Source organism: Mesorhizobium sp. KR1-2, assembly GCF_040045035.1.
Classification (GTDB): Bacteria; Pseudomonadota; Alphaproteobacteria; order Rhizobiales; family Rhizobiaceae; genus Pseudaminobacter.
This window is the reverse complement of record NZ_JBDZDS010000002.1, coordinates 324,440-345,030: the sequence shown is the minus strand read 5'-3', so window position 1 is coordinate 345,030 and position 20,591 is coordinate 324,440. Positions and strand designations below refer to the sequence as shown.

The 20,591-nt window shown below is 64.8% G+C and carries 18 protein-coding genes; 7 read left to right on the top strand and 11 right to left on the bottom strand.

Annotated features, from left to right (window positions below; translation table 11 throughout):
• Positions 1-200: 200 nt before the first annotated feature.
• Together ABLE85_RS05855 and ABLE85_RS05850 are read right to left on the bottom strand one after the other, a co-directional pair.
• Positions 201-1,004, bottom strand: a complete 804-nt coding sequence (locus tag ABLE85_RS05855) for a creatininase family protein (RefSeq protein WP_348791762.1) — start codon at positions 1,002-1,004, stop codon at positions 201-203.
• Between the two features lie 57 nt (positions 1,005-1,061).
• The gene (locus ABLE85_RS05850; protein WP_348791761.1) at positions 1,062-1,445 is read right to left on the bottom strand and encodes a RidA family protein; all 384 of its coding nucleotides are present in this window, start codon (positions 1,443-1,445) and stop codon (positions 1,062-1,064) included.
• Between the two features lie 260 nt (positions 1,446-1,705).
• Between ABLE85_RS05850 and ABLE85_RS05845 the strand changes: the two genes are divergently transcribed.
• From ABLE85_RS05845 to ABLE85_RS05820, 6 genes are read left to right on the top strand one after another with little or no spacing between them, the layout of a single operon-like run.
• Positions 1,706-2,710 (top strand): ABC transporter substrate-binding protein, encoded by a 1,005-nt coding sequence (locus ABLE85_RS05845; protein ID WP_348791760.1) that lies wholly within the window; start codon positions 1,706-1,708, stop codon positions 2,708-2,710.
• 16 nt (positions 2,711-2,726) lie between these two features.
• The gene (locus tag ABLE85_RS05840) at positions 2,727-3,539 is read left to right on the top strand and encodes an ABC transporter ATP-binding protein (protein WP_348791759.1); all 813 of its coding nucleotides are present in this window, start codon (positions 2,727-2,729) and stop codon (positions 3,537-3,539) included.
• Complete coding sequence (locus tag ABLE85_RS05835; RefSeq protein WP_348791758.1) at positions 3,536-4,387, top strand: ABC transporter permease; 852 nt, start codon at positions 3,536-3,538, stop codon at positions 4,385-4,387. Before ABLE85_RS05840 ends, ABLE85_RS05835 begins: the two co-directional genes overlap by 4 nt.
• Positions 4,387-5,703: a cytosine deaminase gene (locus ABLE85_RS05830; protein WP_348791757.1), complete on the top strand. Its 1,317-nt coding sequence runs from the start codon at positions 4,387-4,389 to the stop codon at positions 5,701-5,703. Before ABLE85_RS05835 ends, ABLE85_RS05830 begins: the two co-directional genes overlap by 1 nt.
• Complete coding sequence (locus ABLE85_RS05825; RefSeq protein WP_348792115.1) at positions 5,703-7,106, top strand: FAD-binding oxidoreductase; 1,404 nt, start codon at positions 5,703-5,705, stop codon at positions 7,104-7,106. Before ABLE85_RS05830 ends, ABLE85_RS05825 begins: the two co-directional genes overlap by 1 nt.
• Before the next feature lie 7 nt (positions 7,107-7,113).
• Positions 7,114-7,701 carry an NAD(P)H-dependent oxidoreductase gene (locus tag ABLE85_RS05820; RefSeq protein ID WP_348791756.1) on the top strand — a complete coding sequence of 196 codons (588 nt, stop codon included), beginning with the start codon at positions 7,114-7,116 and terminating at the stop codon, positions 7,699-7,701.
• A gap of 34 nt (positions 7,702-7,735) precedes the next feature.
• On the opposite strand, the gene ABLE85_RS05815 is transcribed toward ABLE85_RS05820, so the two are convergent.
• The 5 genes from ABLE85_RS05815 to ABLE85_RS05795 form a co-directional block, all read right to left on the bottom strand.
• Positions 7,736-10,180, bottom strand: coding sequence for an FAD-dependent oxidoreductase (locus tag ABLE85_RS05815; protein ID WP_348791755.1), 2,445 nt, complete (start codon positions 10,178-10,180; stop codon positions 7,736-7,738).
• Complete coding sequence (locus tag ABLE85_RS05810; protein ID WP_348791754.1) at positions 10,177-11,370, bottom strand: pyridoxal phosphate-dependent aminotransferase; 1,194 nt, start codon at positions 11,368-11,370, stop codon at positions 10,177-10,179. Before ABLE85_RS05810 ends, ABLE85_RS05815 begins: the two co-directional genes overlap by 4 nt.
• Positions 11,363-12,268, bottom strand: coding sequence for a homocysteine S-methyltransferase family protein (locus ABLE85_RS05805; protein WP_348791753.1), 906 nt, complete (start codon positions 12,266-12,268; stop codon positions 11,363-11,365). The genes ABLE85_RS05810 and ABLE85_RS05805 overlap by 8 nt, the downstream gene beginning before the upstream one ends.
• A complete protein-coding gene (locus tag ABLE85_RS05800; RefSeq protein ID WP_348791752.1) occupies positions 12,265-14,715 on the bottom strand; it encodes an FAD-dependent oxidoreductase in 2,451 nt (816 codons plus the stop codon). Before ABLE85_RS05800 ends, ABLE85_RS05805 begins: the two co-directional genes overlap by 4 nt.
• A gap of 69 nt (positions 14,716-14,784) precedes the next feature.
• On the bottom strand, positions 14,785-15,390 hold the full coding sequence (locus tag ABLE85_RS05795) for an XRE family transcriptional regulator (RefSeq protein WP_348791751.1): 606 nt from the start codon (positions 15,388-15,390) through the stop codon (positions 14,785-14,787).
• A 169-nt stretch (positions 15,391-15,559) separates the two neighbouring features.
• Here ABLE85_RS05795 and ABLE85_RS05790 point away from each other — a divergent pair, with 169 nt between their 5' ends.
• Entirely contained in the window at positions 15,560-16,270 is a 711-nt protein-coding gene (locus tag ABLE85_RS05790; protein WP_348791750.1) for a nitroreductase, read from the top strand.
• A 6-nt stretch (positions 16,271-16,276) separates the two neighbouring features.
• Here the strand turns inward: ABLE85_RS05790 and ABLE85_RS05785 are convergent, their stop codons facing one another.
• From ABLE85_RS05785 to ABLE85_RS05770, 4 genes are read right to left on the bottom strand one after another with little or no spacing between them, the layout of a single operon-like run.
• Positions 16,277-16,669, bottom strand: coding sequence for a Rid family detoxifying hydrolase (locus ABLE85_RS05785; RefSeq protein ID WP_348791749.1), 393 nt, complete (start codon positions 16,667-16,669; stop codon positions 16,277-16,279).
• A 36-nt stretch (positions 16,670-16,705) separates the two neighbouring features.
• On the bottom strand, positions 16,706-17,293 hold the full coding sequence (locus tag ABLE85_RS05780; RefSeq protein WP_348791748.1) for a sarcosine oxidase subunit gamma: 588 nt from the start codon (positions 17,291-17,293) through the stop codon (positions 16,706-16,708).
• Positions 17,286-20,282, bottom strand: a complete 2,997-nt coding sequence (locus ABLE85_RS05775) for a sarcosine oxidase subunit alpha (RefSeq protein WP_348791747.1) — start codon at positions 20,280-20,282, stop codon at positions 17,286-17,288. Before ABLE85_RS05775 ends, ABLE85_RS05780 begins: the two co-directional genes overlap by 8 nt.
• Entirely contained in the window at positions 20,279-20,581 is a 303-nt protein-coding gene (locus tag ABLE85_RS05770; RefSeq protein WP_348791746.1) for a sarcosine oxidase subunit delta, read from the bottom strand. The genes ABLE85_RS05775 and ABLE85_RS05770 overlap by 4 nt, the downstream gene beginning before the upstream one ends.
• Between the last annotated feature and the right edge of the window lie 10 nt (positions 20,582-20,591).

Sequence of the window (20,591 nt, the reverse complement as noted above, 5' to 3'; positions counted from 1 at the left end):
GCTTGCTCGCTTCGCTCGCGCTCGGGGCACGAGGACGACGGCAGAAGAAAGGCCTGCGCAAATCACGAACGTTTCCGATTGTCCGCCGTCCCAACCAACCCGTCGTCCTCGGGCCGGAGCATGAGCGCAGCGAAATGCGGAGGTTCCGGGGACCCATGCCTCGACATCACCACCTCCGCTCCGGTGCAATCAAAGCAGACCTACGCCAGCCACTCCGAAAGCTTCGCCTTGCGCACATCCTGCAGCAGCCGGACAAAGCCGTCGGCCTGGTGCTCGGCGGTCAGCCGGCCCTTTTCGGCGGTGGCGATGGCCGCATTGCCGACCACCCCATGCTTGTTGAGATCGGCGGCGAGCCAGGCATAGGCATGGGTTCCGGTCTGGCGCATCAGCTCGAAGCTTTGTTCCGCCCTGGCCACGTTCGAGACAAAATTCTCGACCTGGCTCATCTCGACCAAATCGGGCCGGAAATGCAGCATCAGCGAGGTTTCGACGTCGCCGCCATGGATGCCGTGGCGGTCTTCCAACTCGGGATACATGCCGGCAGGCCGGCCGAAGCGCTGCCAGCTCGTCTTCACCGCCAGCATGTCGAAGCGCACGCGCAGCTCTCGCGTGACGATGCCCATGATCTCCTCGTTGCCGCCGTGCGAATTGACGATCACGAGCTTGCGCACGCCGGCGCGAGCGATGGAAACACCAAGCTCGGTCCAGGCCTCGATCAGCGTCGTGGCAGCGAGCGTCAGCGTGCCGGGCGAGCGCACATGCTCGTTCGATTTGCCGACAGCCTGGATGGGCAGGATGCGCACGTCGAGATTTTCCGGCAGGCGCGGAATGACCGTGCCCAGCATGCCCTGCATAATGGTCGTGTCGGTCGAGACTGGCAGATGCGGCCCGTGCTGCTCGATGGCCGCCACCGGCAGCACGGCGATCGTCGCCTCCGGGTCGATGTTGGCATATTCGGTGGTGCGGTAGTCGCCCCACCAGACGCGTCTTCTTGCTTCGGCCACTGTGAAATCCTCGTGCTGTTTGAAACGCGGCCTAACCCCGGATCGCGCCTTTGTCGATCATCCGGCGGCTATGACCTCGATCTCGATCTTGAATTCGGGCCTTGAGAAGCCGGCGACGATGAGCAGCGTCGAGGCCGGCGCCGGCTCGGAAAACAGCCGGTCGCGCACCTCCATATAGGCTCTCAGATAGGCGCGGTCGCTGACGAAGGTGTTGATGCGCACGACATTGGCGAGCGTCATACCGGCTTCGCCCAGCACCGCTGCGATGTTGTCGAAGCAGAGTTCGGCCTGCGCGCCGACATCTTCGGGCACGGAATCGTCCGGCCCGATGCCGATCTGGCCCGAGCAGACCACCAGCCGCTTGCCGGCGGGCACCTCGACGCCGTGGCTATAGCGCGCGAAAGGCGGTCTTATCGATTTCGGCGTCAGAAACTTGAACATTTTTCTACCCCTCCACTGGCGCCAAGCTAAGGCGAAATCGCCGTCGCATTCAAGCGTCTGACGCAGCGTCAACATTCTGGACTTGCGCTGGAAAAATGGGCACGATGCCGGCGCGAATGGCATGGCGGCACCGGTGTCTCGACCGGAGAAGGGTGAGGGAAGCGTCCCCGCAACGGCGCCGTCCCCAGCGTCCCATGCGCTCGTTGAAAACAACAAGACGCCCGGTGCCAAAAGCCGTCGGGATAAAGAGGGGTGCGTGCATGAGCAGGAATTTCGTGATCTCCATCGGCGCCGTGGCGCTTCTCGGCGCGACCGCCTCGACCGCGCTCGCCAACGAGAAGGTCACCTTCATGACCAACTGGCTGGCCCAGGCAGAGCACGGCGGCTACTACCAAGCCGTGGCCGACGGCACCTATGCCGCCTGCGGGCTGGACGTCACCATCCAACAGGGCGGCCCGCAGGTGAGCGGCCGGCCGCTGCTGCTTGCCGGCAAGATCGACTTCTACATGGGCGGCAACCTGCTGCAGGCCTTCGATGCCGTACAGCAGAACATCCCGCTGCGCATCGTGGCGGCCACCTTCCAGAAAGACCCGCAGGTGGTGATGTCGCACCCCGGTCAGGGTCTCGACAAATGGGAGGACCTGCCGAAGGCCGACCAGTACATCCTCGGCGACGAGGGCATGCAGAGCTTCTTCCAGTGGATGGTGACCGACTACGGCTTCGATCCCACCAAGCGCGTGCCCTATACCTTCAACGCGGCCCCCTTCATCGCCAATTCAAAGTCGATCCAGCAGGGCTACGTGACCTCGGAGCCCTTCGCGGTGGAGAAGGAGGGCGGCTTCGAGCCCAACGTCTTCCTGCTCGCGGACTATGGCTTCAGCACCTATGCCACCACGATCGAGGCGATGCAGAAGACCATCGATGAGCGGCCGCAGGTGGTGCAGTGCTTCGTCGATGGTTCGGCCAAGGGCTGGTACAACTATCTTTACGGCGACAACATCGTCGCCAACGAGATGATCAAGAAGGACAATCCCGACATCACCGACGAGCAGATCGCCTTCTCGATCAAGCAGTTGAAGGACCACGGCATCGTCGATTCCGGCGAGGCGGAAAAGCTTGGCATCGGCGCCATGACCGATGAGCGCGTGGCCGACTTCTACGCCAAGATGGTGAAGGCCAAGGTCTTGTCCGATGGGCTCGATATCGCGAAGGCCTATACGTTGCAGTTCGTGAACAAGGGTGTCGGCCTCGATCTCAAGAAGTAAGTCCGGCATCGGGACCATGCAGTCCATCAAGGCAGCAACACCCGCGAAAGTCGGGAGCGGCGGACCGCTCCTGGCGCTTCGCGCGGTCGGCAAGAGTTTTTCAAACGGCGTCACGGCTCTCAGCGACGTCAACCTGACCATCGGGGAGGGTGATTTCGTCAGCCTCCTCGGCCCTTCCGGCTGCGGAAAGTCCACCGCGCTGCGCATCATCGCCGGCCTGACCACGCCCACCACCGGCACGCTCGACTGGCCGCGCCGCGCCGACGAGCAGGGGTCGGTCGGCTTCGTGTTCCAGGAGCCAACGCTGCTGCCCTGGGCAAGCGTGTTCGACAATGTCTGGCTGCCGCTGCGGCTGAGGGGCGTTTCGCGTGGCGAAGCCGCTCCTGCCGTGGCGAAGATGCTGGAGCGGGTGCACCTCACCGGTTTCGAAAAGGCGGTGCCGCGCGAGCTTTCGGGCGGCATGCGCATGCGCGTCTCCATCGCCCGCGCGCTGGTCACGCGCCCGCGCCTGCTTCTGATGGACGAGCCCTTCGCCGCGCTCGACGAGATCACCCGCTTCAAGCTCAACAACGACCTGCTCGACCTCTGGCAGGAGGAGCGGTTCACGGTCGTCTTCGTTACCCACAGCGTTTTCGAAAGCGTGTTCTTGTCGAACCGCATCGTGGTGATGGCGGCGCGGCCGGGGCGCGTATTCGAAGAGGTTGCGGTCGATGCCGGCTATCCACGCGACGAGGCGTTCCGCACCTCGCCCGACTATGCCGCGCTTTGCCGGCGGGCGTCCGACGTGCTCGGCGAGGCCATGCGGATCAATACGAATGGTGCGGCATGACGGCAGTTCAAATCCAGGCACCAGCGGTCGACCAGGAAGAGATGCGGCGGGCGCGCAGCCAGAGGCTGGAGCGCGTCGGCAGATGGGTGGTGCCGCTTGCCATCATGGTGCTGGCGATCTGGCTGTGGGACCGCATCTGCGTCTGGAACGAGATCCCGCAATATATCCTGCCGCGCCCCGGCGTGGTGCTGCAGACGCTCTACAACGACGCCGGGCTGCTGTTCGGCTCGCTGCTGGTGACGCTGAAGATCACCTTTCTCAGCCTGCTTCTGGCGGTGATCGGCGGCGTGGGGCTGTCGGTGCTATTCGCGCAGTCGAAATGGGTGGAGATGTCGTTCTTCCCCTTCGCGGTCGTGCTGCAGGTCACGCCGATCGTGGCGATCTTCCCGCTCATCAACATCTATGTCGACAACCAGACCGCCAAGCTTTTGCTGTGCGCGTGGATCGTGGCCTTCTTCCCGATTCTGTCCAATACGACGCTGGGCCTGAATTCGGTCGACCGCAACCTTCGCGACCTCTTTCGGCTGAACGGCGCGAGGCGTTGGCAGGAGCTCTGGCACCTGCGCCTGCCGGCGGCGATGCCTTATTTCCTCGGTGGCCTCAAGGTCGCCGGCGGGCTTTCGCTGATCGGCGCGGTGGTGGCCGAATTTGTCGCCGGCGCGTCCGGTCAGTCGTCGGGGCTTGCCTCGCGCATCATCGAGGCCGGCTATCGGCTGAACGCGCCGCGGCTGTTCGCGGCGCTGATCCTCATTTCGCTCACCGGCATCGTCATCTTCCTAGTGCTGTCGCTGATTTCGCATCTCATCTTGCGGCGCTGGCACGAAAGCGCGCTGAAGCAGGAGGGGTGATGGCGGCTGTCGATCTTCCGACTTCCGGCACCTTCACGCTTGCCAATGCCCGCGTGCATGCCTCGCTGACGCCGGGTCTCGAGGCGCAGTTCGATGGTGACGGCTTTACGCTGGTGGACATCGAGGTGGCGGATGGCCGGATAAAAGGCATCACAGCCGCCGCACCGGTCAGGGTCGATGCGACTGCCGTCGATCTCAAGGGTTGCATCGTGCTGCCCTGTTTCGTCGATTGCCATACCCATATCGACAAGGGCCACATCTGGCCGCGCAAGCCCAATCTGGACGGCTCCTTTCCCGGGGCGCTAAATGCGGCCGATGCTGACCGCACGGCGCGCTGGACAGCGGAAGACTTGTCGCGGCGAATGGATTTCTCCCTGCGCTCGGCCTACGCCCACGGCACCAGCGCCTTGCGCACCCATCTGGACAGCGCCGCGCCGCAGGACGCGATCTCATGGCCGGTCTTCGAGGAACTGCGCGAGCGCTGGAATGGCCGCATGGAATTGCAGGCTGTCAGCCTGATCGGCATCGACGGCGTGCGGGATTCCGACTGGTTCGAGCAACTTGCCAGGCGCGTGGCGGCCGCGCGCGGCGTGCTTGGCGCCGTGACCTATATGGTTTCGGATCTCGACGAACTGCTGGACCGCATGTTCCGCGCGGCGATCGCGCATGGCCTCGATCTCGATTTCCACGCCGACGAGACCGACAACATCGATGCGGTTTCGCTGAGGAAGATCGCGGAGGCGGCATTGCGCCATCGCTTCGAGGGAAAAATCCTCGTCGGCCACTGCTGCTCGCTGGCGCGCCAGCCGGACCATCATGTGCTCGACACGCTGGACAAGGTGGCGCAAGCGGGGATCGCAGTCGTCTCGCTGCCCATGTGCAATCTCTACCTCCAAGACCGCCGCCATGACGGCACCACGCCGCGCTGGCGCGGGGTGACGCTGCTGCACGAAATGAAGGCGCGGGGCATTCCGGTGTCGGTGGCCTCGGACAATACCCGCGATCCGTTCTACGCCTATGGCGACCTCGACATGCTGGAGGTCTACCGCATGGCAACGCGCATCCTGCATTTCGACCATCCGGTCGGGGACTGGCCGAAGACGGTCGCCGCGACGCCTGCGCAAGCGATGCGGCTGGACGGGGCAGGGATTCTGCGCGCCGGTGTGCCCGCCGATTTCATCATCTTCAAGGGGCGAAGCTGGACCGAGCTTTTGTCGCGGCCCGAATCCGATCGCACCGTCGTGCGCGACGGAAAACCCATCGAAGCCGAACTGCCCGACTACGCCGAACTCGATGATCTGATGGTGGGGGGATGATGGATATCGCAGCGCTCAAACGCGATCTCGATGGGCTGAAGATCGAGGACAACGAAAAAATCGTCCAGCAGAAGAGCCGCGATTTTTACTGGTACAGCCCCGTGCTGAAGCGCCAACTTGATACCGTCACCGGCGATCTCATCGTCTCGCTGAAGAACGAGGCCGAGGTGATCCGCGTGCTGGCCGCCTGTCATAGGCATGGCGTGCCGGTCACGCCGCGCGGCACCGGCACGGGCAATTACGGTCAGGCAATGCCGCTGTCGGGCGGCGTGGTTCTGTCGCTTGCCGACATGAACGAGGTCACGTCGATCTCGCCGGGGCGCGCGGTGTGCGGGCCGGGCGCGATCATCGCCGATATCGACAGGGCCACTCGCGCGCATTCGGGGCAGGAACTTCGCCTGCACCCGTCCACTTACAACACCGCTTCCATTGGCGGTTTCATCGCTGGCGGATCGGGCGGCGTCGGTTCGATCAATTTCGGCGGCTTGCGCGATTTCGGCAATGTGCTGCGCCTGCGCGTCGTCACCATGGAGGCCGAGCCGAGGGTGCTCGATCTCACCGGCGAAGACCTGCACAAGGTAACCCATGCCTATGGCACCAACGGCATCATCACCGAAGTGGAGATGCCGCTGACCGCTTCCTACGACTGGGTGGACGTGATCGTCGGATTCGACAGTTTCATGGGCGCTGCGCGCTACGGCAATGCGCTCGGCTGCCAGGACGGGCTTCTGACAAAACTCATCACCCCGATCGCCGCGCCCGTGCCGCAGGACTATTTCAAGCGACACCAGCGCTTCTTCCGGCCCGGCCAGAGCATCTGCCTGGTGATGGTGGCGCCGCATTCGCTGGACGCTTTCCTTGCCTTCACGCGCCGGGAGGGCGGCGAGGTGATCTTCAATGCGGCGGCCATGACGGATGAGGAGAAGAAGGGCCTGCCGCCGGTCTTCGAGTTGGCCTGGAACCACACGACGCTTAGGGCACTGCGCGTCGACCCGTCGATCACCTATCTGCAGTCGCTCTACCCGTTCCCCAACCAACTCGCGCTGGTGGAGAAGATGGACGCCATGTTCCCGGGCGAGGTGTTTTCGCATCTGGAGTTCGTGCGCTTCGACGGCAACATCACCTGCTTCGGCCTGCCGCTGGTGAAGTTCACCACGGAGGAACGGCTGGAAGAGATCATCCGCCTGTTCGAGGAAAATGGCTGCCCGATCTTCAATCCGCACCGTTACACGCTGGAAGAGGGCGGCATGAAGCAAACCGACGAAATCCAGCTGGCCTTCAAACGCGAGGCCGACCCGCAAGGGTTGCTCAATCCGGGCAAGATGATCGCCTGGGAAAACCCGGAATATGATTATCGGTCCGGCCGGACTTATCTCTTCAAGGGGCTGGAGAAGGTGGGATGAGCGCGGCATGAAAGTCCTCGTCGTCTATTGCCACCCCGTGCCGGAGAGCTTTTGCGCGTCGGTACGCGACACAGCACTCGAGGCCATAGCTGCCAAGGGTAGCGAGGCGCGGCTGGTCGATCTCTATGCCGAGAATTTCGATCCCGTGATGCGCGATGGCGAGCGGCGGGAATACAACGATCGCGCCCCGACCGATCCGGCGCTGGCCGCGCATATCGAGCACCTGAAATGGGCCGAGGCCATCGTCTTCGTCTATCCGACCTGGTGGTACGGCCTGCCGGCGATGCTGAAGGGCTGGCTGGATCGTGTCTGGGCGACCGACGTTGCCTTCCAATTGCCGAAGGGGCCGGGGCCGATCAGGCCGCTGATGACCCATGTCTCCAAGATTGCGGTCATCACCACCTGTGGTGCGCCACGCTGGTGGTCGCATGCGGTCGGTCATCCCGGCCGCAAGACGATCCTGCGCGGCATACGTTCGCTCTGCGGCTGGCGCTGCCGTACACTGTTCCTGGCGCACTACCTGATGGACAAATCGACGCCGGAGACTCGCGCCGCGTTTTTGCGAAAGGTGCGGCGCAAGCTGGAGGCGTTTTGAGGGCTTCCCTCCCACGGAGGAAGGGCATGGATGACTACGCCCTGACCCGCTCCGCCTTCGGATCATACATCGGCTTCAGCGAAGCTTCGGCCTCAAAGCGTTCGCCCGCGATCTCGATCTCATATTTCGCGCCGAGAATGTCGGCCTCGCTCTGGCCCTTGGCGGGCACGTAGCCCATGCCGATGGCACCGCCGAGATGGTGGCCGTAATTGCCGGACGTCACCGTGCCCACGATCTTGCCGTCGCGTACGATGGCCTCGTTGTGGAACAGCAGCGGCTCCGGATCGGTGAGGCGGAACTGCACCATGCGGCGATCGAGGCCGGCTTCCTTCTTGGAGAGCACCGCGTCGCGGCCGATGAAGTCACCCTTGCCGGTCTTCACGGCAAAGCCGAGGCCTGCCTCCAGCACGTGATCCTCATCGGTGATGTCGTGGCCGAAATGGCGGAACGCCTTTTCGATGCGGCAGGAATCGAGCGTGTGCAGGCCGCACAGTTTCAGGTCGAACTCGCGGCCGGCCTCTTCCAACGCCTCGAAGACGTGCGCCGTCTGGTCGGTCGAGACATAGAGCTCCCAGCCGAGTTCGCCGACATAGGTCACGCGATGGGCGCGGGCCAGCCCCATGCCGATCTCGATTTCCTGGAAGGTGCCGAAGGGATTGTTCTCGTTGGAGAAATCGTTGGGGCTTACCTTCTGGATCAGATCGCGCGAGCGCGGGCCCATCAGGCAGAGCACGGATTCGGAGGCCGTCACGTCAGTGATGACGACGAACTCGTCGCGCACATGCTTGCGCAACCAGGCCAGATCACGCTGCAGCGTGGCGCCCGGCACCACGGCGAAGAAGGCGGTCTCCGACAGGCGCGAGATGGTGAGATCGCTTTCGATGCCGCCGCGATTGTTCAGCATCTGCGTGTAGACGATCTTGCCCGGCGCGACGTCGAGATCGTTGGCGCACATGCGCTGCAGGAAGGCGAGCGCATCACGGCCCTCGATGCGGGTCTTGCCGAAGGAGGTCATGTCGAACAGGCCGACATTGTTGCGCACGGCCAGATGTTCCTCGCGGCCGTTCTCGAACCAGTTCTGCCGCTTCCAGCTGTAGCGGTATTCGCGTTCCTGGCCCTCCTTGGCGAACCAGTTGGCGCGCTCCCAGCCGGCGACCTCGCCGAAGACGGCGCCGCGCGCCTTTAGATGCTCGTGGATGGGCGAACGGCGCACGCCGCGCGAGGTCACCACCTGGCGATAGGGGAAGTGGTCGGCGTAGAGCAGGCCAAGTGTTTCGGAGACGCGCTCCTTGAGGTAGGCGCGGTTCTTCTGGAACGGCTGGGCGCGGCGAATGTCCACTTCCCAGAGGTCGAAGGGCGCTTCGCCGTCGTTGATCCACTGCGCCAGCGCCATGCCAGCGCCGCCGGAGGAGACGATGCCGATCGAGTTGTAGCCGGCCGCCACCCAGTAGCCGCCGAGTTCCGGCGCTTCGCCGAGATAGTAGCGGTCGTCCGGCGTGAAGCTTTCGGGGCCGTTGAAGAAGGTGTGGATGCCGGCGGTGCCAAGCATGGGCATGCGGTTCACGCCCATTTCGAGGATCGGCTCGAAATGCTCGAAATCTTCCGGCAGCTGGTCGAAGCAAAAGTCTTCGCGGATGCCTTCCATGCCCCACGGCTTCGCCTTGGGTTCGAAGGCGCCGAGCATCATCTTTCCGGCGTCTTCCTTGTAGTAGGCGCACTCGTCCGGCACGCGCAGCACCGGCAGACGGCCAAGGCCGTCGATGGCCTCGGTGACGAGATAGAAATGTTCGCAGGCGTGCAGCGGCACCGTCACGCCCGACATGGCGCCGAGTTCGCGCGCCCACATGCCGGCGCAGTTGATCACGATGTCGGTCTCGATCGTGCCCTGTTCGGCGCCTTGGGCCCAGGAAACGCCGGTGACGCGGCCATTTTTCTGGTGGACGGCGGTGACTTTCACACCCTCGACGATCTTCGCGCCGCGCTGGCGCGCGCCCTTGGCAAGGGCCATGGCGATGTTGGCCGGGTCGCACTGACCGTCGAGCGGCAGGTGCACGGCGCCGACCACGTCGGAGACGTTGAGATGCGGATACATCTCCTTGACTTCCTGCGGCGAGATCTCGCGCACGTCGACATCGAAGGCGCGGGCCAACGAGGCCTGTCGGTAGATCTCGTGCTTGCGCTCTTCCGTCAGCGCCACCGTGATGGAGCCGACTTGGCGCATGCCGGTGGCAACGCCGGTTTCCTCCTCAAGCTTGACGTAGAGGTCGGCGGAATATTTCGCCAGCCGCGTCATGTTCTGCGAGGCGCGCAGCTGGCCGATCAGGCCCGCTGCGTGCCAGGTGGTGCCGCAAGTAAGCTGCTTGCGTTCCAGGAGCACGATGTCCGTCCAGCCGAGCTTGGCGAGATGATAGGCAACGGAACAACCGGATACGCCGCCGCCGATGATGACGGCGCGGGCCTTTTGCGGCAGGGAGGTCATGCGATCTTGCTTTCCTTGGATGGGCTGTAGGAGGCGACGAAGCGGCGCAGGCGTTGGGCCGCTTCCATCAAGGTTTCTTCAGGCTGGCAAAGGCTGATGCGTATGTGGCCGGCCGCAGATTCACCGAAGCTCAAGCCCGGCATGACGGCGACGCTTTCAGCCTCGAGGAAGCCGAAGGCGAATTTCTCGCAGTCGGGCTCGACGGCGCTGATGTCGAGCATGACATACATACCGCCCGCCGAGCCCCGCACGGCGACGTTATTGAGACCGTGCACCGCATCGAGGAACACTGTGCGGCGCGCTGCGTAGCGTTCGGCGATGTCCTTCACGCCATAGCCGTTCTCCAGCGCCTCGGCCGCGGCGCGCGAGACGAAATCGCCCAGGCCGTAGGTGGTTACGAGGTTGAGGCTGGCCAGAACGGTGATGAGGTCCTTCGGGCCGGTCAGCCAGCCGATGCGCCAGCCGGTCATGCCATGGCTTTTCGACATGGAGTTGATGACCAGCGTGCGCTCGGCCATGCCGGGCAGCGCACGGGGCGACAGGTGCTCGTCGCCGCCGAGTGTCCAGTAGACCTCGTCTGACAGGAGCCAGAGGTCGTGCTTGCGACAGACTTCAGCGAGGCCTTCGAGGCTTTCGCGTGTGTAGACGGCGCCGGTCGGATTGTTCGGCGTGTTGATGAGGATGGCGCGCGTGTTGGGCCTCACCGCCTTTTCGATGTCCTCAGCACGCGGCTGGAAACCATCTTCCGAGCGCGCCTCGACCACGGTGAAATCAGCACCGGCCGCGCGGAAGGTCGGCGGGTAGGTGGCGTAGTAGGGCGCCACCACGATGGCGTGGTCGCCCGGATCGAGCACGGCCTGCGCGGCGGCGTAGAGCGCAAGCTGGCCGCCCGGTGCGGCGAGAATCTCGTCCGCGGTGGTGGGTACGCCGGTCGACTGCGTCGAAATCCGCGCCATGGCCTCGCGCAGGCGCGGAATGCCGGGAAGCTGCGTGTAGTGATGATAGCCGCCGCGCACGGCGGTCACGCAGGCTTCGACGGTCTCGGTCGGCGTGTCGAAATCGTGGTCGCCGACGGAGAGCATGATGATGTCCTCGCCAGCCTCCTTGCGGGTGATTGCTTCCAGATGCACCTCCCACCCATCCTTGCCGGAGGGGGTGATGCCGGACACGCGGGCGGACGGCTTAGGCATCGAAGGCTCCTGCGATTTCGAACCCATCGGCGACGAGGCGGTCGCGCAGGGCGGCGATGTGTTCCGGCCCGACCTCGCAGCAGCCGCCGATGATGGCGGCGCCGCGCTTCACCCAGCCGATGGCGAAATCGGCATAGGCGGCCGGGTCGAGATCATGACGGGCATGCAGCACGTCGACGGTGCCGCCATGCTTGAGCGCCTCGACGGCCGTGAAGCCGTTGGCGTATGCGCCAACCTTGCCGCCAAGCGCGAGTAGGTCGGCGAAGGCTGCATCGACCGCCTCAGGGCGGCAGCAATTGATGAGCCGCGCGGCGAGTGGCATGTCGCCAAGGGCCGCGTTGGCGGCGGCGAGGTTTTCGCCGCTACGCAGGCGCGGTTCGCCATGGTCGGCCAGCGTCCAGGAAACCCAGACCGGCTTGCCGCTCTCCGTCGCGGCGGTGACGGCGGCGCGTGCCTCGTCGGCCGAAGCCATGGTCTCGCAAAGGAACAGGTCGACGTGATCGGCCTGTTCGGCGACCACGCGGCGATAGATGTCCAGCGTCTCCTCATAGGAGATGGTCAGCGCCGGCGCATAGCTGCCGAACAGCGGCGGCAGGCAGCCGGCGATCGCCGCGTCTCCGGCCTCGTCGCGCGCCGCCTTGGCGAGCTCGATGCCGCGCCGCTGCAGCGGCTTGAACAACTCGGCCGCGCCCTCGCGCTCCAGCCGCTCGGGCGTGGCGGAGTAGGTGTTGAGCGTGATTACCCGGGCACCCGCCCGGATGAACTCCGCATGCAGGCCGCGCACCAGGTCGGGCTCGTCCATCAGCACCTTTGCCGACCACAGCGGCGTGGGCTCGCTTTTGCTTCGCCGCACGAGTTCCTGACCCATGCCGCCATCCGTGATGACAACCCTCGTCATGCACGCAACCTTTCGTTCTTCGGGTCCCACAGCGGCTGGTCTTCCTGCACCACCGCCGGGAAGTTCTCGCCGAAGATTTCTACGTGCACCTTGGTGCCCGGCTCGGCGAGATCAGCGCGGATCATGCCGAGCGCGATGGATTTGTCCACCCGGTAGCCAAAGCCTCCTGACGTCGTTTCGCCGACTACCTTGCCGTCGTGCCAGATGGTCGACATGTAAGGCGCGTCGCAGTCACCGGCCTCGACGACCAGCGTGACGAACCGCTTCGAAACACCCTGCTGCTTCTCGTTCTGGAGCGCTGCCTTGCCCTTGAACTCGGGCTTGTCCCACTTGACGAAGCGTTCCAACCCGCCCTGCAGCACGGTATAGTCTGTCGATAGGTCACCCTTCCAGGCGCGGTAGCTCTTTTCCAGGCGGAGACTGTCAAGCGCGAACATGCCGAACGGTTTCAGGCCGTGCTTCTGGCCAGCTTCCCAGACGGCGTCGAAGATCGCGGCTGTGTCCTCGATCTTTGAGTGGATTTCCCAGCCAAGTTCGCCGGCAAAGGAAACGCGCACCAGCTGGCACCAACGCCCGGCAACCTGCGCGCTCTGGTGGGTGAGCCACGGCTTTGACAGGTCGGCGTCGGTCAGTTCGCTAAGAATTGCACGCGAATTCGGGCCTGACAGGATCTGGCAGGAGAAGTTGTCGGTCACGTCCTGCAGCGTGATCTCCGTGCCCGCGGGCAGATGCTTCTGCAGCCACTCGAAGTCGTGCCACTGGGCGACCGCGGCGGTAATGAGGAAGAAGAAATCCTCGTCGATTGCCATGATCGACATTTCGGTGACGATGCGGCCGGCCTCGTCGGCGAAGTAGCCGAGGCCGATGCGGCCGGGCTTCGGCACTACGCCGGTGATCAGCGTCGACAGCCAGGCGCGCGCGCCGGGGCCCTGCAGGCGGAAGCGCGAGAAGCCGGGCAGGTCGAGGATGCCGGCGGCGTCGCGCACGGCCAGGCATTCCTCGCGGATTCTTTTCTCCCACGGTCCGGAGCGCTGGAAGGTCTGGGTCGACTCCTCGGACAGATCATCGCCGGCTTGAGCGAACCACGTCGCGCGCTCCCAGCCGTTATAGGCGTTGAACTGCGCCCCGAGCTTCTTGATGCGGTCGTGGATCGGCGAATGCTTGCGGTCGCGACCGGCCGGCCAGGCGTGGCGCGGGAACCAGATGGCGTATTCGTTGCCATAGATTTCCATGCCCTTGGCCACCGCGTAGTCGGGTGCGGCGGCAAACGAGGTGAAGCGGCGCGGGTCGCACGACCACATGTCCCATTCGGTCTGGCCCTGCGTGACCCATTCGGCCAACACCTTGCCGGCGCCGCCCGCCTGGGCGATGCCGAAGGTGAAGACGCAGGCCTCGAAGGCATTGGGCACGCCCGGCATCGGGCCGATCAGCGGGTTGCCGTCCGGCGCGTAGGGGATAGGGCCGTTGATGACCTTGGAGAGGCCGGCCGTGCCGAGGATCGGCACGCGGCGCACGGCGTCGTCCAGATACCATTCCAGCCGCTCCAGATCGTCCGGATAGAGCTGGAACGAAAAATCGTCCGGCATCGGATCGTCCGCGGTAGCCCAATGGGCGCGGCAGTTGCGCTCATAGGGGCCGAGGTTCATGCCGTGCTTTTCCTGGCGCAGATAGTAGGAGGTGTCGACGTCGCGCAGCAGCGGCAGTTTTTGGCCGGCTTCCCTCGACCAGGCGGCCAGTTCGGGGATTTCCTCGAACAGGATGTACTGATGGCTCATCACCATCATCGGCACTTCGCGGCCGAACATGCGGCCCACTTCCTGTGCGCGATAGCCGGCGGCGTTGACGACATATTCGCAGTGGATGTCGCCTTGCGCGGTGGAGATGACCCATTCGTCGTTTTCGCGGCGCACGCCGCTGACGGGGCAGAAGCGGATGATCTTGGCGCCCATGTCGCGTGCGCCCTTGGCCAGCGCCTGGGTGAGCTGGGCGGGGTCGATGTCGCCGTCGTTCGGGTCGTACAGCGCGCCTTCCAGCTCATGCGTCTCGATGAAGGGATAGCGGCCCTTGATTTCGTCGAGGCCGATCACCTCGATGTCCATGCCCTGGTAGCGGCCCATGCCCTTGGCGCGCTGGAACTCGCGCATACGCTCCTTCGAGTGGGCGAGGCGCAGCGAGCCGGTGACATGGTAGTTCATCGGGTAGTCGACTTCGTCCGCAAGCCCCCGGTAGAGCTCAGTGGAGTAGCGCTGCATGTTCATCAGCGACCAGGAGGACGAGAAGGTCGGCACGTTGCCGGCGGCATGCCAGGTCGAGCCGGAGGTCAGCTCGTTCTTTTCGAGCAGCACGCAGTCGGTCCAGCCGGCCTTGGCCAGATGGTAGAGCGCTGAGACGCCGACCGCGCCGCCGCCAATGATGACCACACGTGCCGTTGTCGGAAACTCCGCCATTCAATCCTCCTCAATGCGTCATCCGGGCACCGGCCTTCTTAGCCGTTGCTCGTCAAAGTCAATGTTGTCCTAATAGACCGGCGGCGAGATCACCCAGATCACCACCGCCGGTTCTTCTCCTGGATTCTTCCACCGGAACGGCTTGCCGCCGAACCGGAAACTGTCGCCTTCGGTCAGATGGTGCCATTGGCCGTCGACCTCGATGTCGAACTGCCCGGACACCACATAGCCCGCTTCCTCTGTCGGCCGGTTGGCGGGCTTTTTCAGCTCGGCGCCGGGCGCGAATTCGGAACGCAGCATCTCGAAGCTGCCGCCAAGGTCCGGCGACAGAAGTTCTTCCACCAGCCCGGTCTCGCTCGTGCCGAGCGAGCGGCGGCGGCCGGCACGCACGATCACGCCGCGCTCGGCCTCGTCGGGCACGTCGTGGCCGAAGAACAGGCTGACCGGCACGTCGAACAGCTCGGCGAAGGCGCGCAGGTCCCCGATGGACGGCGTCGACAGGCCGCGTTCCACCTGGCTCAGCCAGCCGACCGAGCGGCCGAGCGTCAGCGCCACTTCCGAAAGCGTCAGGCCACGCGCCTTGCGCAGCGCACGAAGATCGCGCGCCAGCAGCGCGTCGGCACTGCTTTCCGGCGGGCTTTCGGTCGCTCCGTGATGGGCCTTTTGCGGCGGCATGAAAATTTCTCCTCAATTTTCACCAGATGACAGTTCGATGAAAAATTCAAGGGGAATTTCATGAAATGCAGGTATTGCTTGCGAGACCGGGGAGGCTGGTGCAAATGCTTGGGCGACCAGGGCGAGGGGGGACGTTCCGGTTGCCGACCGCATTGAAGAGGGACAGGTCATGCTGGCACGTGGAACCGGGGAGCTTTCTAAGGACGTGGCTGACGCCGTCGACGAGGCGATCAGATCGCGCCGTTCGGTGCGCGCTTTCCTGTCGACCCCTGTCGATGACCAGACGGTCCGCGAGATACTGGAAGTTGCCGCACGCGCGCCCTCGGGCACCAACATGCAGCCCTGGAAGGTCTATGTCACCAAGGGCGAGACCAAGCAGCGCATCGGCGACGCGATCCTGAATTCCGGCATACGCGCCGAAAAGGTGGCGTGGGACGAATACAAATATTACCCGGACCAGTTCTTCGAGCCTTATCTCGCGCGCCGCCGCGCCAACGGCTTCGGCCTCTACAGCGCGCTCGGCATCGGTCGGCGCGAGGTGGAGCGCATGCGCGCCCAGCACGACCGCAACTTCATCTTCTTCGACGCGCCGGTGGGCATGATCTTCACGATCGACCGCAGGCTCAACCAGGGTTCGTGGATTGACTATGGCATGTTCCTGCAGAACATCATGATCGCTGCGCGGGCGAGGGGACTGGACACCTGCCCGCAGGCGGCCTTCGCGCCCTATCACCAGCAGATCAGGCCGATCCTGGACATTCCGGACGAGGAGATCGTGGTCTGCGGCATGGCGCTGGGCCATGAGGACACGAGCAAGCCCGAAAGCACTTTCCGCACCGACCGCGCCCCGCAAGAGGAATGGGTCACCTTCTGGAAGTGAGGCGGCTCAGCGCTTGCCGCCGATATAGGCGCAGCACTCCAGCTCCACCAGCGCGCCCAGTGCGAGGCCGTTGGCGCCGAATGCCGAGCGCGCCGGCAGACGGTCCGGGTCGAAATAGCTGACATAGACCTTGTTGAACTCGGCCCATTTCGACATGTCGGCCAGCATCACCGTGCACTTGAACACATCGGCGAAGCTGAGCCCGTTTTCCTTCAGCACCGCGCCGATGTTTTCCATCGCCTGGCGCGCTTCCGCTTCCATCCCGCCCGGAACGAGCTCCATCGTCCCGGGCCGGTTGCCGAGCGCGCCGGAGAGATAAAGAACATCGCCGACGCGCACCGCCTGACTGAACGGCAGCTTGATCGCCCTGGCCTCGGGCGAGTTGATGAATTCCATCATTTTGTCCTCCCTCGTAATGGCCGCTGGCGTCCCGGGCTATCGCACCTCGTAGCCGACTTCCTCCGACGCATGGCACAATGCCGTCCAGAAACTGCGCGCGAAGGAGCGGAAGACATAGAGGTCGAACTGCGTCGGCGCGGTACGCTGGATCTGCGCGAAGACGTCGTGATGCACCGTCGAGCGGCCGGCGCCGACGGGGAAGGCGGTGGGAGAAAAGTCGATGGCGAAGAATTTCGCCAGCACCCATTCCGCCTTCGGGCCGGCGACGCGGATCGCGGTGCGGCCATGCGACAGGTCGGTCACTGTGCCCACCGAAATGTCGACCTGCTTGTCGAAGGCTTCCGCCAAACCTTCCTTCTCATCCACCACGAGGAACTTTCCGGGCGCGAAGCCGAAGGCTGCCTTGGCATCGCCCGGCGCGCCACCACCTGCGCCGTCCGGCAGCGTCATGCCGGCCACCTTCTTGACGGCCGCGATGATGGCTTTTTCCTCCCCGGGCCAGGCCGCGAGCTGGACAATGGAACCCGGCGCGGTTTCCGAAAGATAGACGCCGACGCCGTCGGAAAAATTGCCGTGCGAGCCGGGCTTCCACACCGGCTTCAGCGGGGATTCCTGCTCAACCATGCATGCGGCTCCCTTCCGGGTCATAGAAGTGGTGGCTGACGATCTCGACCGGTCCGAAACGCTTGCGCAGCGGATCGGAGACGAAGGCGCGGGTGCCCCGGCGGCTCTTGCCGTCCTTCACCAGCGCCAGCGCGATGTATTTTCCGAGCGTGGGCGAATAGCACATGGCCGTGACATGGCCGATCGAGTCGCGCGGGCCGTCCTCGTGCAGTTGCTCGACGATATGCGCGCCGCCGTTCACCGGGCGGTTGTCGAGCGGGATGATGCCGACGAGCTGCAACCGGCCCTCGCCGACAAGCCCCTCGCGGTCCATCATGGCCGAGCCGACGAAGGGTTTTTTCTTGGACAGCATCCAGTCCAGATGCAGGTCGCGCGCGGTGGTGCGGCCGTCGATCTCCGCGCCGGTGACATGGCCTTTCTCGATACGCATGGTGCCCAGCGCCTCGAGACCATAAGGCACGATGTCGAACGGCTTACCAGCCTTCATCAGCGCTTCCCATACATGGGTGCCGTGGCCGGCGCCGCAATAGACCTCGTAGGCCAGCTCGCCGGAGAAGGAGAGCCGGCAGATCATCACTGGCGCGCCGTCGATCTCGCCATGAATGATGCCCATGAAGGGTAGCGTCTCGTTGTCGACCTTCGTGCCGGTCACGCATGCGGCGAGCACGTCGCGCGACTTGGGGCCTGCGATCGCGGCGCCCGCCCACTGGTCGGTCACAGAGGTGAGCTGCACCTTCAGCTCCGGCCACACCACGTCGAGCAGATATTCCAGATGCTGCATCACCTTGCCGGCATTGGCCGTGGTGGTGGTCATCAGGAAGTCGTGCTGGCCGAGCCGCCATGTCGTGCCGTCGTCGAGGACGAGACCGTCCTCGCGCAGCATCAGGCCGTAGCGGGCCTTTCCGACCGGCAGGGTCGAGAACGTGTTGGTGTAGACGCGGTCGAGGAATTCGCCCGCATCCGGCCCCTGCACGGCGATCTTGCCGAGCGTGGAGACATCGACGAGGCCGACGCCCTCGCGCACGGTCTTCGTCTCGCGCACATATGCTTGCTCGACCGTCTCGCCCGGCAGGCCATAGATCATGGGGCGGTGCCACAGGCCTGCGCCATACATGATCGTGCCGTTTTCGATGTGCCAGTCGTGCATCGGCGTCAGCCGGTCGGGCCGGATGTCGCCATAGCGTTCGGCCGCCAGCGAGCCCACCGAAACGGGCGCGAAGGGCGGGCGGAAGCGTGTCGTGCCGACTTCCGGAATCTGCTTACCAAGCGCGTCGGCCATGATGGCAAGGCCGGGCACGTTGGAGTTCTTGCCCTGGTCGGTCGCCATGCCGAGCGTGGTGTAGCGCTTCAGGTGCTCGACGGAGACAAAACCTTCCTGATGGGCGAGGCGCACGTCGTCGGCCGTCACGTCGTGCTGGTGGTCGACGAAGGCTTTTCCCTTGGCTTTGATTTCCAGGACGGGGGCCGGCTTCGGGTCGAGCCCGTCGGCGTCGACCGCCGGCAAGTCAGGCTCAGCGGAGGCGGGCGCATTGGCTGCCTTCAGGCCGGCGGCGTGACCCTCGGTCAAGGCTTCGGCAGTAGCGAAGCTGCCGTTGAAGGTACCGGCGCCGACCCAGTTCTGCGTCGCCTGCGGTGGCAGGAAGGCCTGGAGTTCGTCGTCCCAGACCGGATTGAGACCTGCCTGGCTGGCGAGGTGGATCGTCGGCGACCAGCCGCCCGACACCAGCAGGCAGTCGGCCTGGATGTTGCGCGGATCGCCCGAGAGATTGCCTGTTGCGGCGTCGATGCGCTGCACCTTGATGCCGCTCAGCTGGCTGCCGCCTTCGGTGTCGATCACGGCCTGTCCGAGAAGGTGCTCGCCACCGACCCTGCCGGCGATGTCGCGCGCGGCATCTGAGACCTCTGCGCGCACATCGATGATCGCGGAAACCGTCCCGCCGGCCTTCTTAAGCGCGAGCGCTGTGCAATAGGCGCTGTCGTTGTTGGTGAAGATCGCGACCTTGCGACCCGGCAGCACGCCATATTGGTTGACATAGCGCTCGGCGGCGCTGGCCAGCATCACGCCCGGGCGGTCGTTGCCGGGAAAGACGAGCGGGCGCTCCAGCGCACCCGTGGCCAGCACCACCGCTTGGGCGCGGATGGTCCACTGCCGATGGCGCGGCTCGCCCTTGGCGGGGGTGAGCTTGTGGTCGGTCACGCGCTCAAGCGCTGCCAGCGTGTTGCTGTCGTAATAGCCCCAGACGGTGGTGCGCGGCAGCACGCGCACATTGTCCCGTCCCTTCAGGTCGCGCAGCATGGCGGCCGCCCAGTCGGCGGCGGCCATGCCGTCGATGGTTTCGTCAGACCAGTTCGCCGAACCGCCGGGCGTTGCGTCGAGATCGGCGAGGATGACGCGCGCGCCCTTGTCGGCGGCCGCTCTCGCCGCCATCAGCCCGGCCGGACCGGCCCCCACCACCAGAACGTCGCAGAAGGCGTTCATGCGCTCGTAGCGCGACGGGTCCTTTTCCGTGCCGGCGCGGCCGAGGCCCGCGGCGCGGCGGATGAAATATTCGCAGAACATCCAGAAGCGGGTGCCCTTCAGCGGGCCGATCACCGGTCCCATGAAGGTCTTGTAGTAGAAGCCGGCGCCCAGCACCTTGCTGCCGAGCTGGTTGATCGCGCCGATGTCGAAGGCGAGCGACGGGAACCGGTTCTGGCTTTCAGCCACCAGCCCGTCATAGATCTCGATCATCGTGGCCGGGATGTTGGGTTCGCGCACCGCGCCGTGGAGCACGGTGACGAGCGCGTTCGGCTCTTCCACGCCCGCCGTCAGCACGCCGCGCGGCCGGTGGTATTTGAACGAGCGACCGAACAGCGTCACGCCGTTGGCCAGCAGGGCAGACGCCAGCGTGTCGCCCGCATGCCCGGTATAGGGCCGGCCGTCGAAGCTGAAGCGGATGGTGCGCAGACGGTCGATCCGACCGCCCGATACGGCGCGGCGCGGGCTCATGCCTGGGCTCCCGTCTTGCGATGGCCGCCTGACTTGCGGTGCCCGGCGTCGCGGGCGAAGCCGACGCTGGAGATCTCATGCGTCAGCGTGTTGCGCGTGACCTTGAGATGCGCGCGGCAACCGCCCGAGTGTTGCCAGATTTCATGGTGCTCGCCGCGCGGGTTCAGCCGGTCGTAGACATAGGCATTCCATGCCTCCTGGTCGGTGGAGGCAGGGTCGGGGCGCGTGCGGTTGCCATCGCCTTGATAGGTGTATTCGGAGACGTCGCGCGGGCCGCAATAGGGGCAGGTGATCAGCATCGCAAATGTC

Coding starts and splice junctions, on each gene's coding strand:
- ABLE85_RS05795 (WP_348791751.1), bottom strand. CDS start 15,390: ATGCCGCCGCAAAAGGCCCATCACGGAGCGACCGAAAGCCCGCCGGAA.
- ABLE85_RS05815 (WP_348791755.1), bottom strand. CDS start 10,180: ATGACCTCCCTGCCGCAAAAGGCCCGCGCCGTCATCATCGGCGGCGGC.
- ABLE85_RS05790 (WP_348791750.1), top strand. CDS start 15,560: ATGCTGGCACGTGGAACCGGGGAGCTTTCTAAGGACGTGGCTGACGCC.
- ABLE85_RS05830 (WP_348791757.1), top strand. CDS start 4,387: ATGGCGGCTGTCGATCTTCCGACTTCCGGCACCTTCACGCTTGCCAAT.
- ABLE85_RS05810 (WP_348791754.1), bottom strand. CDS start 11,370: ATGCCTAAGCCGTCCGCCCGCGTGTCCGGCATCACCCCCTCCGGCAAG.
- ABLE85_RS05770 (WP_348791746.1), bottom strand. CDS start 20,581: ATGCTGATCACCTGCCCCTATTGCGGCCCGCGCGACGTCTCCGAATAC.
- ABLE85_RS05805 (WP_348791753.1), bottom strand. CDS start 12,268: ATGACGAGGGTTGTCATCACGGATGGCGGCATGGGTCAGGAACTCGTG.
- ABLE85_RS05800 (WP_348791752.1), bottom strand. CDS start 14,715: ATGGCGGAGTTTCCGACAACGGCACGTGTGGTCATCATTGGCGGCGGC.
- ABLE85_RS05835 (WP_348791758.1), top strand. CDS start 3,536: ATGACGGCAGTTCAAATCCAGGCACCAGCGGTCGACCAGGAAGAGATG.
- ABLE85_RS05850 (WP_348791761.1), bottom strand. CDS start 1,445: ATGTTCAAGTTTCTGACGCCGAAATCGATAAGACCGCCTTTCGCGCGC.
- ABLE85_RS05775 (WP_348791747.1), bottom strand. CDS start 20,282: ATGAGCCCGCGCCGCGCCGTATCGGGCGGTCGGATCGACCGTCTGCGC.
- ABLE85_RS05825 (WP_348792115.1), top strand. CDS start 5,703: ATGGATATCGCAGCGCTCAAACGCGATCTCGATGGGCTGAAGATCGAG.
- ABLE85_RS05840 (WP_348791759.1), top strand. CDS start 2,727: ATGCAGTCCATCAAGGCAGCAACACCCGCGAAAGTCGGGAGCGGCGGA.
- ABLE85_RS05845 (WP_348791760.1), top strand. CDS start 1,706: ATGAGCAGGAATTTCGTGATCTCCATCGGCGCCGTGGCGCTTCTCGGC.
- ABLE85_RS05780 (WP_348791748.1), bottom strand. CDS start 17,293: ATGGTTGAGCAGGAATCCCCGCTGAAGCCGGTGTGGAAGCCCGGCTCG.
- ABLE85_RS05785 (WP_348791749.1), bottom strand. CDS start 16,669: ATGATGGAATTCATCAACTCGCCCGAGGCCAGGGCGATCAAGCTGCCG.
- ABLE85_RS05820 (WP_348791756.1), top strand. CDS start 7,114: ATGAAAGTCCTCGTCGTCTATTGCCACCCCGTGCCGGAGAGCTTTTGC.